Origin of the sequence: Streptococcus mitis ATCC 6249, from assembly GCF_000146585.1 — a bacterium.
In the GTDB taxonomy this organism is placed as follows: Bacteria; Bacillota; Bacilli; order Lactobacillales; family Streptococcaceae; genus Streptococcus; species Streptococcus mitis_AZ.
This window is the reverse complement of record NZ_GL397179.1, coordinates 858,262-874,209: the sequence shown is the minus strand read 5'-3', so window position 1 is coordinate 874,209 and position 15,948 is coordinate 858,262. Positions and strand designations below refer to the sequence as shown.

At 37.4% G+C, this 15,948-nt stretch carries 14 protein-coding genes, 1 tRNA gene and 1 CRISPR repeat array (1 of these 16 only partly in view); of the genes, 3 read left to right on the top strand and 12 right to left on the bottom strand.

The window, feature by feature from the left end; translation table 11 throughout:
• A CRISPR array of direct repeats spans positions 1-1,434; the repeat unit is 36 nt; unit sequence GTTGTACAGTTACTTAAATCTTGAGAGTACAAAAAC; it reaches 1,705 nt to the left of the window's first position.
• 71 nt (positions 1,435-1,505) lie between these two features.
• The 10 genes from csn2-St to HMPREF8571_RS05985 form a co-directional block, all read right to left on the bottom strand.
• A complete protein-coding gene (gene csn2-St / locus HMPREF8571_RS06030) occupies positions 1,506-2,549 on the bottom strand; it encodes a CRISPR-associated protein Csn2-St (RefSeq protein ID WP_000783365.1) in 1,044 nt (347 codons plus the stop codon).
• On the bottom strand, positions 2,546-2,869 hold the full coding sequence (gene cas2 / locus HMPREF8571_RS06025) for a CRISPR-associated endonuclease Cas2 (protein ID WP_001268300.1): 324 nt from the start codon (positions 2,867-2,869) through the stop codon (positions 2,546-2,548). Before cas2 ends, csn2-St begins: the two co-directional genes overlap by 4 nt.
• 4 nt (positions 2,870-2,873) lie before the next feature.
• A complete protein-coding gene (gene cas1 / locus HMPREF8571_RS06020) occupies positions 2,874-3,782 on the bottom strand; it encodes a type II CRISPR-associated endonuclease Cas1 (RefSeq protein ID WP_000220251.1) in 909 nt (302 codons plus the stop codon).
• Positions 3,783-3,959: 177 nt separating this feature from the next.
• Entirely contained in the window at positions 3,960-7,364 is a 3,405-nt protein-coding gene (gene cas9 / locus HMPREF8571_RS06015) for a type II CRISPR RNA-guided endonuclease Cas9 (protein ID WP_001013908.1), read from the bottom strand.
• A gap of 220 nt (positions 7,365-7,584) precedes the next feature.
• Positions 7,585-7,656: transfer RNA gene (locus HMPREF8571_RS06010), tRNA-Arg, on the bottom strand.
• Between the two features lie 42 nt (positions 7,657-7,698).
• On the bottom strand, positions 7,699-8,046 hold the full coding sequence (gene rplS / locus HMPREF8571_RS06005) for a 50S ribosomal protein L19 (RefSeq protein WP_001068670.1): 348 nt from the start codon (positions 8,044-8,046) through the stop codon (positions 7,699-7,701).
• 118 nt (positions 8,047-8,164) lie between these two features.
• A complete protein-coding gene (gene crcB, locus HMPREF8571_RS06000) occupies positions 8,165-8,494 on the bottom strand; it encodes a fluoride efflux transporter CrcB (protein ID WP_000261959.1) in 330 nt (109 codons plus the stop codon).
• Positions 8,488-8,862, bottom strand: coding sequence for a fluoride efflux transporter CrcB (gene crcB, locus HMPREF8571_RS05995; protein WP_000712118.1), 375 nt, complete (start codon positions 8,860-8,862; stop codon positions 8,488-8,490). The genes crcB (HMPREF8571_RS06000) and crcB (HMPREF8571_RS05995) overlap by 7 nt, the downstream gene beginning before the upstream one ends.
• Positions 8,859-9,125: a chorismate mutase gene (locus tag HMPREF8571_RS05990; RefSeq protein WP_000362354.1), complete on the bottom strand. Its 267-nt coding sequence runs from the start codon at positions 9,123-9,125 to the stop codon at positions 8,859-8,861. The genes crcB (HMPREF8571_RS05995) and HMPREF8571_RS05990 overlap by 4 nt, the downstream gene beginning before the upstream one ends.
• Positions 9,126-9,240: 115 nt before the next feature.
• Complete coding sequence (locus HMPREF8571_RS05985; RefSeq protein ID WP_001162125.1) at positions 9,241-9,684, bottom strand: flavodoxin; 444 nt, start codon at positions 9,682-9,684, stop codon at positions 9,241-9,243.
• A gap of 103 nt (positions 9,685-9,787) precedes the next feature.
• Here HMPREF8571_RS05985 and HMPREF8571_RS05980 point away from each other — a divergent pair, with 103 nt between their 5' ends.
• From HMPREF8571_RS05980 to HMPREF8571_RS05970, 3 genes are all read left to right on the top strand, one after another.
• Positions 9,788-10,732: a DHH family phosphoesterase gene (locus tag HMPREF8571_RS05980; protein WP_000401784.1), complete on the top strand. Its 945-nt coding sequence runs from the start codon at positions 9,788-9,790 to the stop codon at positions 10,730-10,732.
• 100 nt (positions 10,733-10,832) lie between these two features.
• Positions 10,833-11,633 carry an MFS transporter gene (locus HMPREF8571_RS05975; protein ID WP_000414492.1) on the top strand — a complete coding sequence of 267 codons (801 nt, stop codon included), beginning with the start codon at positions 10,833-10,835 and terminating at the stop codon, positions 11,631-11,633.
• A gap of 159 nt (positions 11,634-11,792) precedes the next feature.
• Entirely contained in the window at positions 11,793-12,035 is a 243-nt protein-coding gene (locus HMPREF8571_RS05970; protein ID WP_000710762.1) for a type B 50S ribosomal protein L31, read from the top strand.
• A gap of 44 nt (positions 12,036-12,079) precedes the next feature.
• On the opposite strand, the gene HMPREF8571_RS05965 is transcribed toward HMPREF8571_RS05970, so the two are convergent.
• Positions 12,080-12,400 carry a heavy metal-binding domain-containing protein gene (locus HMPREF8571_RS05965; RefSeq protein ID WP_000587312.1) on the bottom strand — a complete coding sequence of 107 codons (321 nt, stop codon included), beginning with the start codon at positions 12,398-12,400 and terminating at the stop codon, positions 12,080-12,082.
• Between the two features lie 126 nt (positions 12,401-12,526).
• Positions 12,527-15,703 (bottom strand): carbamoyl-phosphate synthase large subunit, encoded by a 3,177-nt coding sequence (gene carB, locus HMPREF8571_RS05960; protein WP_004240005.1) that lies wholly within the window; start codon positions 15,701-15,703, stop codon positions 12,527-12,529.
• Positions 15,704-15,948: the final 245 nt, after the last annotated feature.

Here is a 15,948-nt window from a genome sequence, read left to right as displayed (position 1 = left end):
TCCTTTCTAGGTTGTACAGTTACTTAAATCTTGAGAGTACAAAAACCTTTCTGTTTGTTTAGGTAGACAACTGGCTGTTGTACAGTTACTTAAATCTTGAGAGTACAAAAACCCAGTCGCTTATCAATTTGTCTAAACGTTTGTTGTACAGTTACTTAAATCTTGAGAGTACAAAAACTGGATATTGCAGTCGGTAATGTATTAGGTAGTTGTACAGTTACTTAAATCTTGAGAGTACAAAAACGACCATCATTACCAGCAAACGCACCATGTCGTTGTACAGTTACTTAAATCTTGAGAGTACAAAAACTAAAACCATCCAAATTGGACGTTTTAGAGAGTTGTACAGTTACTTAAATCTTGAGAGTACAAAAACATCCGTTCAATCAATTCCTGCTTATTCATCGTTGTACAGTTACTTAAATCTTGAGAGTACAAAAACCTATATCTATATCTCCGTTGCAAGTTGTTGGTTGTACAGTTACTTAAATCTTGAGAGTACAAAAACATTTGGCGATGCTAAAGACTTGGTTGTTAAGTTGTACAGTTACTTAAATCTTGAGAGTACAAAAACCTTAAAAGGAGTACTACTTTAAGGTCTATTGTTGTACAGTTACTTAAATCTTGAGAGTACAAAAACTTTTCGGACGAATAATCCGAAGACCATGGAGTTGTACAGTTACTTAAATCTTGAGAGTACAAAAACAGTTACGCCCAGCGCTGTCCTTGAAACCTTCGTTGTACAGTTACTTAAATCTTGAGAGTACAAAAACCATCTTCGAACGACATTCATTTCTAAATCGGTTGTACAGTTACTTAAATCTTGAGAGTACAAAAACTCTTCCGTGAAGATTTCATAGTAGGTACATGTTGTACAGTTACTTAAATCTTGAGAGTACAAAAACAACAAGGCGCAAGTGACTTGGCTTGTTTAGGTTGTACAGTTACTTAAATCTTGAGAGTACAAAAACGAACATTTTCAACGACGTTCGACCTATAATGTTGTACAGTTACTTAAATCTTGAGAGTACAAAAACTTGTACCTATTTTATCAAAAAAGGGGTACAAGTTGTACAGTTACTTAAATCTTGAGAGTACAAAAACTTTATCATCATTCGATATCTTATCAAGACTGTTGTACAGTTACTTAAATCTTGAGAGTACAAAAACTTTTTTCTTCTGCTTGTGATATTCGCTATCGTTGTACAGTTACTTAAATCTTGAGAGTACAAAAACAACACTCAGATCAATATTGTTAAGAAATGTGTTGTACAGTTACTTAAATCTTGAGAGTACAAAAACAAAAAATGCGCAGTACATTTTCCAGGAAGAGTTGTACAGTTACTTAAATCTTGAGAGTACAAAAACTCCTAATACGTCCTTAATTTGCGCATCATTGTTGTACAGTTACTTAAATCTTGAGAGTACAAAAACCTCAAATTCGTCAATTTTGATTTTTGCTCCCCTCAAAAATATTATAAATTCTTAAATTCCACTCGTCAATACTATTCTTCCAAATATTTCAATAACATTGGATTGATTGATTCAATACGGAATTTTGTTTTCATTTCATACTGATACAAATTATTCAAAATTTTTAATGCCACTTGATCTTCTACAGATAGACTCATGTGGAGAATGTCCGAGCTAAATAAATAGGATCCAATTTTTCTTAAAGACGTTAAAAATTCTTGTTCATCAGGTATTTGATTTATTGGATACTGATTGGTAAAGCGATTATACATGAATTCTAGCGAATAAAAATGATCAACATAATCGGAAACAATATTGATTTCCTCTAAAACTTCTTTCGTGACATGAAGATAACCCTCATTTGAAGGAAACAAAACAATATATAACGAATCATTATGATTAGTAAGAAATTCCATTTTCTCACAACATTCAACAAAATCACTATAGGATAGAAAATCATCCAAATTTCGTAAGACAAGTAAAAATTTTTCAGAACTGTTCGTCGCCATGACTTCTAACATGGAAAGAAATAATAAAAACTTTGTCTTATTGTCTACAAATTCAAAGGATATATTTTTATCATTTTCCCCAAAGTATGGTAAAAAATTTTTTTGAATTAATTGATCCGTATTAAAATATTTTGCTTCAGTATGATAGACAATATCATCTATTTGAAGATTCAACTTCTGATTCAATAGAAGTGAAATCCTATCTAGATTGTCATTGATATTTTCAATTTGCTCCATTATCTCTATAGAATTAATCTTTTTCTTTATATAATCATAGGCTACTGTTCCTTTTTTATATTCCATTTGTTCAATTAAATCATTGATATTGGACACTTGAATAACACTGAATTCTGACCGGGAAACCATTATATCGTCTATTAGTATTTTAGGCTCATTTTGTTCAAATAGAACTAAATCTTCCTCACTATATTTTTTTCCTCCAAAATACCATAATAGTATCTGCCAAATATAATATTTTAATTGCTGATCTTGACCTACAATTTGAGTAAATTGGCCAAAACTTAATGAAATTTTATCCTTGTATGGATGACTAATGTTCATTTTCATATAACTACCAACTTATTATCACTGACTACTTCTTCTTGCTTTGTTTTTCCACCAATTATTAAAACCATTTCAGAAAATTGTTTCTCTGTTACTGCAAGTAAACGGACATTCCCACTTGGTAAATTACTCTGACTTAATTTTTTATAGAATTTACTTGCAAAACTTCGATTAGGACAGGTTCGATAATAAACAGAAAACTGCAACATTTCAAAACCATTGGCAATTAAATCTTTCCGAAAGTTACGATAGACCCTTTTTTCTTGATTAGTTTCCATTGGTAAATCAAAAAAACACAATAATCTCAATGCTTCATACCTCATTTCTTTAACTCCATTCTACACTCGAAACCACCGGACAGTAAAATTTACTAGTATCCTTATCAGAGATACATTTTAGAAAACCTTTGACATATTTATCCATTGCTACCGTTACAGAACACGTTTCTTTCCCATAACGAATCTTCGCATTTAGTGTATCCGTCAACGCAAGACGAAATTCATATTTCAAATACTCTTCATCTCGTAAATTTTGATAGACCCAGACATCGATAATCTGCCGAAAAGGTTCCATTAGATCATCAACCAGGTTAAATTGGTTATATTCATTCTTATGAAAAATTCCTATTAAGGGATTTAACCCATATCCAGAAATAATACGTGCCATCTGCGCTCTCATGATTGCATAACCATAATTTAGGCCAGCATTGATGACATCCGTTTCCTGTTGTGTAAGACGTACGAATTTTTTTCCAAAGAGTTCGTTAAAATAGACTTTTGCAGCATGGCCTTCACGATTGGTTTTATCTCCATATTCAATATGATCTTTATAGTCTGCTAATAATTGAATGCAATCAATATTTTTCTCAAACATTGCAAGAACATCTTGCTGATTGTTTATTTTGAAATAGGTTACTATTTGCCATAATTTATCTTTTTGCTCCTGCGTCCACAATAATTGCTCCTGTAATTTTTTATAGGCCCTAAAATGGCCATTTTGAGAATGATAAATTCCAGTAGGCAAGTGCTCATTATCACAGACAATCAAGGCAATATTGTACTTACTTAAAGCACTTAATAACCTTAAAGTTACAACAGTCTCCCCTCCTTCTGCTACAATTATCGAAATATCACTCAGTGGAATAACATAGTCTTGACCCATTTTCTTAATTAAAAGGTTATCCAACTTCAATTGCATTTTTTCACTCTGACAGACATGCACAATTCTCCAAGTCATCGTATTTCCCTCTTTCACAAAACGAAAACACCCCGCCATAAATGACAGGGTGTTGAATTCGGCATGAAGCCTTATCTTTGTAGCTTCTGCAAGATTTAAGTAACTGTGCAAGGCGTCCCTTACAGTTACTATTATAATACATTGTACAAGCGTTTGCAACTCTTTTTTAAAAATATTTTAAAATTTGAGTTTTGGTTTGTCACCCTCTTTTTTGATAAAATGTTTATTACCCAAAACATCTGTTTTTACTTTGTAAATAGAAAGATTTTCTATCTGCATATTTTTTTGTAATTGATTAGAGGAAGGTGGCACCTTTCCTAATACCTCCAGTTCTTCACCTTTCTCAAATCTTGCTTTTTCATAAGGTTTCAATTCTATTTTATGTTTTTCAAAACTTTTTGGATTATCTTTCCCAGTACGAGACCAAAATCTAAAAATTTGTTGACAATTCGTTTCAGTATCTTTGATTAAAATTAAATCATTTTTATATAGAGTAAACTTAAATTCAGAATTTTTACCAATTCCCTCTTTCTCTCTTAATTCATTATACGTCTCTGTAGAAATACCATAAGCACCACCTTCTTCAAAAGGCAAATCTGCATACTTTAATCCTAAAAATTCATATTTTTTAGTTTCCATATTGTAATACACATCTGTTCTCCAAGGATTTAAAGATAACAAAGCTACAGTATTTCGACTCCCTTCAGGAGTTATATTTTTGTGTTTACCTAATAAAATATCGTAATATTTCAGACTTTTAATTTCTGGACCATTGCCTTTTTTACTGTACTTACGGATTGGTTCATTTTCTTGTCTATATTTCTCAAATGGATTAAAATCGACTAATTTTCCAGTTTTATCGTATTCTTTAAATGGTCGATATTGTTCCATTATCTTCTCGATTACTTCATCCCAAGTTTTTCTATCTTTCTGAAACATTAAGAATTGGGATTTATCCTTATTGTATAAATCTAAAAACTTATAGAACCCAGTTTTAGAAGGGGTTTTAGTCCCTAAAGAATAGATATCTTTAATTTTTCCCAAAGTATAAGTGTATTCTTTTTTCTCTTTATCCAACTTTGCTTTTCTTGTTGCATAAATTGTAGCATCTGAAATTTTTCGATTAAATTTTGAATCTACTTGATAAGAAAATAGAATACTATCCTCAAATGTCTTGCTACTTAATGTATCAACAAAATGGTCATAAGGCGCTTTAAACACTAACTCTTTATATTCATCATCAGTTAACGAAATAATTTCTCCAGTCTGTGAATCAACAAACTGTCCTTCTTTATAAGTAATCAGAGGATTATTCTGTTTTTTCCATAATCTTAATTGACTAGAAGCGGCAATAATTAAGGCATCCACAGCATGATGATGGTAGGTTTCACGAGACTTTTCAAGCCCCCACTTTCTTCTTAGCTGAGAAGTAAATTGTCCACGTACCACCGAAATAGTTGTATCAAATTGATGGCTCTTATAAAAATCTTGTAAGGCATTTAAAACAACGCGAGAGGAATATCGAGTGTCAACCAAGTTTCGTTCGATAAATTTCTGTTTTACTTCAATTTTACTAATGTCTTCTTCTGTCAAAAGATAATCTTTCTTTTTATTACTTAGCGATTTTAAATCTTTTACATATGATTTAAACTCACGGTAGGACCAGGCATCATCCATACTGTCTAAAGCCTGAAACGGTGTTCGCTGGCCCTTCTCCTGGTTTGCTGTAGCTAGAGCCAATACCTTATTAGATAGACTATCATCAAACGATAAAGAAAGAGGTAAAATATGGTCAATTTCGTACTTGTACTGATTGTAAATTAAATCTGAAATTGGAATGGTCTTCCCAGTATAGAGACACTTTTCTCCCTGTTGATGCCATAAACGAATCTTAGTAGCTAATTCCTTATGCCCATGAAAAATGTTATCCGGCAGCTCTTTTTTCCCATTGTATTGAAACGCCGCTTTTTCCATAGCTGCATTTTTCTCATCTTGGTTTGCCTTTTGACGTTTTATATAATCTTTCTTAGCGTCTTCTTCGTTATTTTCACGCGCCATTTCGATAACGATATTATCAAAGATACCATGTTTTTTAGTTGCTTCGTTGATTATTTTTATAGCTTGTCTGACAGATTTTGCTACTACAGGGTTATAAATTTCTTCTGTTAATTCTTTTTCATCAATATACTTGGTTCTTTTTGATGTTTCTTTAGATTTTTGTTTCCCCAATCGTGTTAGAATTGTCATTTGCTCTTCTGAAGTTTCATAGAGTTCTGGTATCAATTCCATCATGAGTTTAAGAGAAAAATTATGCCATCCCTTACTAAATAGACTGCTATTATTTTTTCTAAATTGAACCAATTCAAGTACTTGATCTTGACTAAAAGAATCCTTTAACTTTGTGTTAATCGCTTCTTCCATACCTTCTCGTTCAGTATTTAGAGTTAAAATATGGGCAAGCTCATCTAGAACATTTCTAGACAATTCCCCAACTGAAATTGTTTCTAACGATTGCATTTTTCGATATACTTCAAAAGTATGCATTTCAGGTTTATTGTTTACATCAACTCGATAACCACGTATCTGATCTACTGAAGCATCAATCATTTTAGCAATGTACTTCAATAAGGTTGAGGCTCCTAAGGTTTTAGCTTCCTTAGCATATTCAACAATAACTTTCTTTTGTTCCTCACTAAGTTTCTTCGTTTCTGTAGGAACTGTTAAATTATTTAAATCATTTAGTAAGTTAAACTCTTGAGCAGTATAGGAAGCTTTAGAGGCTCTGTATTCCTCAGGATAAAATGTACATTTACCGATTAAAATACCAAAAATATTATCTAAGGTAGTACCATCTGTTCGAAAACGTCCATAATCCGTCCGTGATTTTTCATTACCTGGTCCATGATAGTATTTTCTTTTACCTGTAAGGATTTTTAGATAATCCTCTATAAATTCATCCGTAATCTGATTATTAAATTCTTGCTGTTTTCTTAAAATTCTTTCAGCTTCTTTTTTATATGCAGATGTTGAAAAAACATTGATCAATCGGAGTTTTTCACCATTTTCCACAACAGTAAAATCTCCTCTTACCTGACCATATTTTTCAAAACGCTCTAGTTGGATTTGACCTGGTGTTTGTTCAGCAAGTAATTTTCTATTTTCCTCAACGGCCTTGCCATAATCTGAAGATACTGCACCCCCATCCTCAGAAGCATCATCTAAATAGCTAATACCACGTCTCTTAACAATGTTCTTTAAAGCTATGAACAGCTCTTCATTCGTTAGTTGCTGATTCAAGCCATCTACACGAAGTCGATATGGATTAAGATTAATGGATACCTTAGAAAAATCAGTTAACAAACCATAGTCTTCAAATAAATCTTGAAAGCGAACACCACGGTGTTTTTTCCGACGATTTAATCGTCTAGCCTGTCTATTTTTTCTTCTCTCAACATTATTATCAGCTGTTGCAGCTGGAAAAAGTCGTGAATTCGCATGAATAATCTTTCCAGAATTTTTTTCTAGAATTCCCACTCCTTCAGATGCAATACCAATATCCAATCCTAAAACTAAACCGTTCATAGTCAATCTCCTAACTAGTTATCATATCAACTAAATTTTACTCTTTCCTTCCTAAAAAATCAAATAATTATAAGCAATTACTTAAAATCTTTTACTATATATAATTATATTCAAATTCTCCCACTTCCATCATTCATCACAAACAAAAAAGCGTGGTCTCACGCTTTTAGATTTCTATTTTAACTTGAGTGATTTCTACATAAAAAATCAATAGTTTATATGCCCCCTGCAGGAATCGAACCTGCAACTACTCCTTAGGAGGGAGTTGTTATATCCATTGAACTAAGGGAGCTAGAGAAAAACCCTGCTGGGTAAGCAGAGTTTTTTAGTCGAATTAACGACGGATTTCTTTGATACGAGCTGCCTTACCTTGAAGTGCACGCAAGTAGTACAATTTCGCACGACGTACTTTACCGTAACGAACAACTTCGATCTTTTCAACACGTGGAGTGTGGATTGGGAAGATACGCTCAACACCTACACCGTTAGAGATTTTACGAACTGTGTAGTTTTCTGAGATGCCAGCACCTTTACGTGCGATAACAACACCTTCAAAGATCTGAACACGTTCACGGTTACCTTCGACAACTTTCGCGTGTACACGAACAGTGTCACCAGGACGGAATGATGGGATATCTGTACGAAGTTGACCTTCAGTCAAGCTTTGGATTAATGGATTCATTTTATTCTCCTATCTTTGTCAATCTTGAGGAACTTTCCTCAGCGGATAAACTGTATTTTTGTGCGTCCATTACACACAAGATACAGTTTACCAAATTTCCACCTAAAAGTAAAGAAATTTATAGCAGAATTCCTAAAAAAATCGCTAGAAAACCGCCTATATAAGTTAAGAGAAAATAGCTATAAAATACCTTCTTGTCGCTTAACAGCCTTTGCAGCTCGTCATTCAAGGTTGAAAAGGTCGTCAACCCACCACAAAAACCTGTCGCGAGGATAGCATAGACTTCCTTGGACTCCACATGATTGTAGAGTAGACCAATTAAAAAACATCCTAGAAGATTGGCTATGAGAGTTCCTAGGGGCAATTTTGAAGCTTGATTATAGCGAGAAAAGAAATACCGCACTAGGGCTCCGAAGCCACAGGCGATTGCAAGATAAACGACTACCATTTCTTCCTCCCTAGAATATAAGCCAAGAGCAGACCTCCACCAATGCTCAAAAATAAGTAGATGCCTAAACTAAGATAATGCCCGGTATCGAGCAGTTTTACTGCATCAAGCATTAGGCTAGAAAAAGTTGTCAAGCCACCACAAAATCCTGTCCCCAGTGCTAAAACCAAGCCTTTACTAGTTCCCTTATAGACCAGATAGCCTTTCACCAGATAGACCAGGCAGATAATGCCCAGATAGTTAACAAGGAGGGTGCCCCAAGGAAATTCTGGACTAGCTGGTAACCAAGTGGAAACTAGATAGCGGACAAGTCCACCCACCATTGCAGCTAGAAAAATCCCTAGCGGATAAAATTGTTCTTTTTTCATTTGATGTTTTGATCCTGATAATCACGCGAACGTTTGAGAATATCTGAAAAAGTCGCAACAATGGTCTCCTGATAGCGCTTATCTTCTACTCGATTTCTGACTTTATCAAAAATAACTTCTTCTCTCTTAGTATCTAAGATTGGCTTACCAGATGCTTTCTTATAGGCAACTACACCCTCAACCAAATGCATTCGTTCTTCCAAGAGATTAACGATTTGGTCGTCGATTTGATCAATTTCTTGCCGAATACTAGCTAAATCCATAGTGTCTCCTCCTTTATTTGAATTATTGTATCAAAAAGCCACCAAATAGGCTAGTAAAATCTAGTTTAACTACTAAAAACTGCACTGACTCCTTCCAGTCAGCGCAGTTTGTTTCTTATCCTACTTTTGCAGCCAATTCTTCTGCGAATTGTTCCAAGCGTTCAATATCTTCTTCTTCGGCAGAAAGGTCTACTTTAACGCACTCTGAACCTTTTTCAGCTCCTGTCGCTACAAAAACACGATCAAAGTCATCGACAGCCTTACAGAATTCGTCGTAGAAGGTGTCACCTGAACCAACAACTCCGTAGATTTTACCATTCAAGTTGAGATCAGCTAGGTCTTCGTAGAAGTCCATCATCTCATCCGGCAATTCTCCATCGCCATAAGTATAGGTCGCAACGATTGCGATATCCGCTTCCAAGAAGTCTGAAGCGTCAACAGTCGTACATTCATCAACATCGACATCCAAGCCCAAGTCACGCAATTTATCTGCTACAATATCTGCAATCTCTTCGGTATTACCGGTCATACTGGCAAATACAATTTTTGCTAATGCCATATCGTCCTCCTCAATTTATCTTTCTCCATTATATCATATCTTTTTCATTTTAAAAATAAAAATTCTTGTGCTACAATGAAATGAGAAAGAATTGAGGTTATTTATGGAAATTTGCCAGCAAATTTTAGAGAAAATCAAAGAATACGATACCATTATCATTCATCGTCATATGAAACCAGACCCTGATGCCTTAGGGAGTCAAGTGGGCTTGAAAGCTCTTCTCATACACCATTTTCCAGAAAAGACCATTAAAGCAGTCGGTTATAACGAACCAACTCTAACCTGGATGGCAGAAATGGATACTGTTCAAGATAGTGACTACCAAGGAGCTCTTGTCATTGTCTGCGATACAGCCAATACTGCTCGTATCGATGATAAACGCTACGAACAAGCTGCTTTCACCATCAAAATCGATCACCATCCAAATGATGATATCTATGGTGACCTATCTTGGGTGGATACAAGTTCAAGCAGCGCGAGTGAGATGATCGCTATTTTTGCCGAAGAAAACAATCTTGAACTATCAGATAACGCAGCTTATCTTTTAACTGCCGGAATCATTGGTGATACTGGTCGCTTCCTCTATCCTTCAACTTCTGCGCGTACGCTTCGTATCGCTTCTTCCTTGAGAGAGTATAACTTTGACTTTGCTAGTTTGACACGCAAGATGGATACCATGAGCTTCAAGATTGCAAAATTGCAAGGGTATGTTTATGATCACTTAGAAGTTGATGAAAACGGAGCTGCTCGCGTTCTTCTCAGTCAAGAAATCTTGAAAGAGTATAATGTTACTGACGCTGAAACCGCAGCGATTGTCGGTGCACCAGGAAGAATCGACAGCGTCAGTCTCTGGGGGATTTTTGTCGAGCAAGCTGACGGACATTACCGCGTTCGTTTACGTAGTAAAATCCATCCAATCAATCAGGTCGCCAAAGAACATGACGGTGGCGGCCATCCGTTAGCAAGTGGAGCCAATTCTTATAGTTTAGAGGAAAATGAACAAATATACGGGAAGCTTCAAGAAGTCGCAAGAACAAATCAAGGCTAAGATTCATTCTTAGCCTTTTCCCATTCTTTTTTCTTGAAAATATACGGTTTCTTTGTCACTCACTTTATGGTATAATAAACCAAAGAAAAGGAGATTTATTATGGAAAAAAATCGTTTGTTTATTCTTATTTCTGCTGGAGTAGCCATTCTAGGTTCACTCTTACCCTGGGCTAGTTTAAATGCAGGTGCTTTTGGCTCCTATAGTGTGCACGGTTTTAACGGAGATGGCTGGTTTGTTATCATCGCGGCTATCGTCTCTATTGTTCTGACATGCTTGAATAATGTCAATAAACCAATGCCTAAAGGTTTTGCCATTGGTGTCATTGTTGCAGGTGCAATTTCTACCCTCGTCACTCTTGTTAATTTATTCAGCATAAACAAGTATGTAACTCATATTGGTGGATACGGCGTTTCAATCGGTTTTGGTTTGATTCTTTCCCTTCTTGCTAGTATTGCCCTTGTAGTGACTGGTCTCTTGGCAATGTCAGGTGGTAAAATCACAAAAGACTCATTAGCTGAATTAGCTGAATCAGGAAAAGATTTTGCTCAAACAGTCGGACGCGTAACAAGTACTACCGTAAAAACTGCAGTTGAGGAAATCAAAAAAGAATCTCAAGAACATAAAAAAGAAGAAGCTACAGCTGAAAAAACAGAGACAGTTAAAGAGGAAACCGAGCAAAAAGAAGAAGCTACAGAACCAGCTCATGTCAAAGCTGAAACTGAAAATGAAGAACCTGTTAAAGAAGAACCAGTTGAAACTGAACTAGCTGAAGAAGAAACTACTGAAAATAAGACTGTTGAAGAAAGTGAAACAGTAAAAGAAACAGCTGAAGAAGAATCAACTGAATTTAAAAATGAAGAGAAAGAAGAACAAAAAGATCCAAGTCAGGCGGACCAATAATTCTTCTCCCTATCACCTCAGTAAAAACTGGGGTGATTTTTATCGATATTTTTAATAAAATCAGGGAAAAGACTTGCCAAACTTACCAGAATCTGATAGACTAGTAAGGTAACAATCTATGGCTCGCAAAGAGACCATGGCAGAAAGGAAATATTGAAAATGAAAAAAGATATCCATCCAGAATATCGCCCAGTTGTCTTCATGGACACAACTACTGGTTACAAATTCCTTAGCGGTTCAACAAAACGCTCTAACGAAACTGTTGAGTTCGAAGGCGAAACCTACCCATTGATCCGTGTGGAAATTTCATCAGACTCACACCCATTCTACACTGGACGTCAAAAGTTCACTCAAGCAGATGGACGCGTGGATCGTTTCAACAAAAAATACGGTCTCAAATAAGAATAAAAAGAACAGTTTCATCTGTTCTTTTTTCTTTCTTCAAATCAGGGCTCAAGCACCACTGCTGTTCCGCTACAGGTAACCATCAGCATACCATTCTCAGCACCTAAGGTTTCATAGTCCATCTTAACCCCAATGATAGCATTTGCGCCACGTTCACTTGCACGCGCCATCATTTCTGCTAGAGCTTCTTCTCTCGCTTGGGTTAATTCGCCTTCATAACTACTAGCACGACCGCCAAAAATATTACGGAAACCAGCCGCCATATCTTTGAACATATTAACCCCAGCAACCACTTCGCCAAAGACTATTCCTTTGTATTCTAGGATTTTCTTTCCTTCAATCCCCGTAGTTGAAATAATCATCTTTAGGTCCTCCTTGCTTCTTTTAGAACATTGTAAACCCCTTTATTGTCTTTGTCAAGAAATTCCTTATTATTTTTATGCTCCCATCAAAAAAGAGAAGACTTGGAGTCTTCTCTTTTTTCTTAGTTAAATTGCTTCTGTGACAAAACTACGACTTTCTAGCACCTTGAGCATGGCATTTGCTGTGTCTAGTGCTGTAAAGAGTGGCACACCGTGTTCAATGGCTGAACGGCGGATTTGCTCACCATCTTCGTCAGCAGTTCGCTTGGTTCCGACAGTATTGATGATCGCTTGGATTTTCCCTTTGCGGACAAAGCTTGGGATATCCTGTTCATCATCACCAATCTTACCAACAGGTTGGGCTTCGAGTCCATAACTGGCAAAGAAGGCTGCTGTCCCTTCTGTCGCGAGGATACCGTAGCCGATATTTTGGAAACGACGAGCCAAGTCCAAGGCTTCATCTTTGGAATCATCAGCAATGGTAAAGACCACATTCCCAAAGGTTGGCAAATGGAGGTAAGAAGCTTCAAAGGCTTTATAGAGAGCTTTTTCTAGAGTAGCATCAGAGCCCATGACTTCCCCTGTTGACTTCATTTCAGGACCAAGTAAGCTATCTACCTTAGCTAACTTGGTGAAGGAGAAGACTGGAGCCTTGATATGAACACGAGTGCTTTCAGGGTAAAGACCATCTTGATAACCAAGTTCTCCAAGGTTTTGACCAAGAATGAGCTTGGTCGCTACTTGAGCCATAGGGATATTGGTTACTTTTGAAAGGAATGGAACCGTACGGCTGGCACGTGGATTAACCTCAATAACGTAGACTTTTTCATCCTTGATAACAAACTGGATGTTCATCATACCAAGACAGTTAAGACCAATTGCTAGACGTTTTGTATAGTCTGCGATGGTTTCCTGCACCTTTTGAGACAAGGTTTGTGGTGGGTAAACGGCCATGGAGTCACCTGAGTGGACACCGGCACGTTCGATATGCTCCATGATACCAGGGATGAGGACATTTTCCCCGTCTGAGATGGCATCAACTTCACACTCCTGACCAACGATGTAAGAGTCAACAAGAACAGGGTGATCTGGACTAGCCTTAACAGCGGTACGCATGTAAGAACGGAGGTCTTCCTCATTTTCCACGATTTCCATAGCGCGTCCACCCAAGACATAAGAAGGACGAACGAGAACTGGGAAACCAATTTTGCGAGCTGCAAGCACAGCTTCTTCTTCATTAGTTGCTGTTTGACCAGGTGGCTGTGGAATATCCAAGTCTTTAAGGGCTTGCTCGAAGAGGTCACGGTCTTCGGCACGGTCTAGGTCAGCGACTTGCGTACCAAGGATGGTCACACCTGCTTTTGCCAATGGCTCCGCAAGGTTGATAGCTGTTTGACCACCAAACTGAACGATAACGCCTTTTGGTTGCTCCAAGTCGATAACATTCATCACATCTTCGAAAGTTAATGGTTCAAAGTAGAGCTTGTCAGATACCGAGAAGTCTGTAGAAACGGTCTCTGGGTTTGAGTTCATGATAATAGCTTCATAGCCAGCAGCCTGAATAGCCTTAACAGAGTGAACAGTTGCGTAGTCAAACTCAACCCCTTGCCCGATACGGATTGGACCTGAACCTAGGACTAGGACGGATTCCTTATCAGACTTGATAGATTCATTTTCCCATCCATAGGTTGAATAAAAATATGGGGTTTCAGAGTCGAACTCTGCCGCACAAGTATCGACCATCTTGTAGACTGGGACAATCTTGTTTTCCAAGCGAAGTTGACGAACTTGGTCAGCTGTTGTTTTCCAGAGTTCAGCAATCTTACGGTCTGAGAAACCATTGAGTTTAGCTGTTTTCAAGACTTCTAGATCTTGTGGATGAGCACCCAATTCCTGCTCGATTTCAAAGATATGCAAGAGTTTGTCAAGGTAGAAGATATCAATCTTGGTCAACTCAGCAATTTCTTCTGGTGTGTAACCACGGCGAATGGCTTCTGAAACGTAGAAGAGACGGTCATCTTGGGCTTTGACAACCTTTTCAATCAAGGCATCATCTGAAACCGTTGCAAGCTCAGGCATTTCATTGTGATGGACACCAATTTCTAGAGAGCGACAAGCTTTAAGGAGAGATTCCTCGATGTTTCGACCGATGGCCATAACTTCTCCAGTTGCCTTCATCTGGGTACCAAGACGACGTTCCCCTTTTTCAAACTTGTCGAATGGGAAACGAGGAATCTTAGCAACCACATAGTCGAGGGCTGGCTCAAACATGGCATAGGTTGATCCTGTAACTGGGTTGATGACCTCATCCAAGGTCAAACCGACGGCAATCTTAGCTGCCAATTTAGCAATCGGATAACCTGTCGCCTTAGAAGCAAGGGCTGACGAACGCGATACACGAGGGTTTACTTCGATAACATAGTACTTGAAGCTATGGGGATCAAGGGCTAGCTGAACATTACATCCACCTTCAATCTTGAGGGCACGAATGATGCTCAAGCTGGCATCTCGAAGCATTTGGTTTTCATAGTCTGACATGGTTTGCGCAGGGGCAAATACAATGGAGTCCCCTGTGTGAATCCCAACTGGGTCAAAGTTTTCCATGTTACAAACAACTAGGGCATTGTCAGCCGAGTCACGCATAACTTCGTACTCGATTTCCTTGAAACCTGCAATGGAACGCTCAATCAAACATTGGGTAACAGGTGACAGTTTCAAACCATTTTCAGCGATTTCACGCAATTCTTCCTCGTTGGCACACATACCACCACCAGTACCACCTAGGGTAAAGGCTGGACGAACGATGACTGGGTAGCCAATTGTCGCTGCAAAGGTAACTGCTTCTTCTACTGTGTTGACAATTTCAGATTCAGGGATGGGTTGCTCAAGCTCTTCCATCAATTGTTTAAAGAGGTCACGGTCCTCAGCTTGGTCAATAGCAGATAGTTTAGTACCCAGAAGTTCAACACCAAGTTCATCTAAAATACCATTTTTAGACAATTCCATGGCCATATTGAGACCTGTCTGACCACCGAGAGTTGGGAGCAAGGCATCTGGAAGTTCCTTACGGAGAATACGCGTCACAAACTCAAGTGTAATCGGTTCGATGTAGACTTTGTCTGCAATTTCTTTATCCGTCATGATGGTTGCAGGGTTCGAGTTTACCAAGACAACCTCATACCCTTCTTCTTTCAAAGACAAGCAGGCCTGGGTTCCAGCATAGTCAAACTCAGCAGCCTGACCAATAATAATCGGACCAGAACCAATCACCATAATTTTTTGAATATCAGTACGTTTAGGCATTTATAAGATATTAAGGGCGTCAAGCGGACAAAGCTAAAATAGGAGTTATGACGAAGAACTGTCAGTTCTAGGAATAACTATCTTTTTAGCAATGTCCGTAGCCCGTATTCAGTTCAGCAAATACGGATTGCCCTTCTCCTTTCTATTCGTCGCCTCACAGAGCGACATTAAATAAATTCTCCGACGATTTTTTAGAGAAACGATTATTTTCGATAAAAAAACTAGTGCAGGGAGTTTTTAGTTCG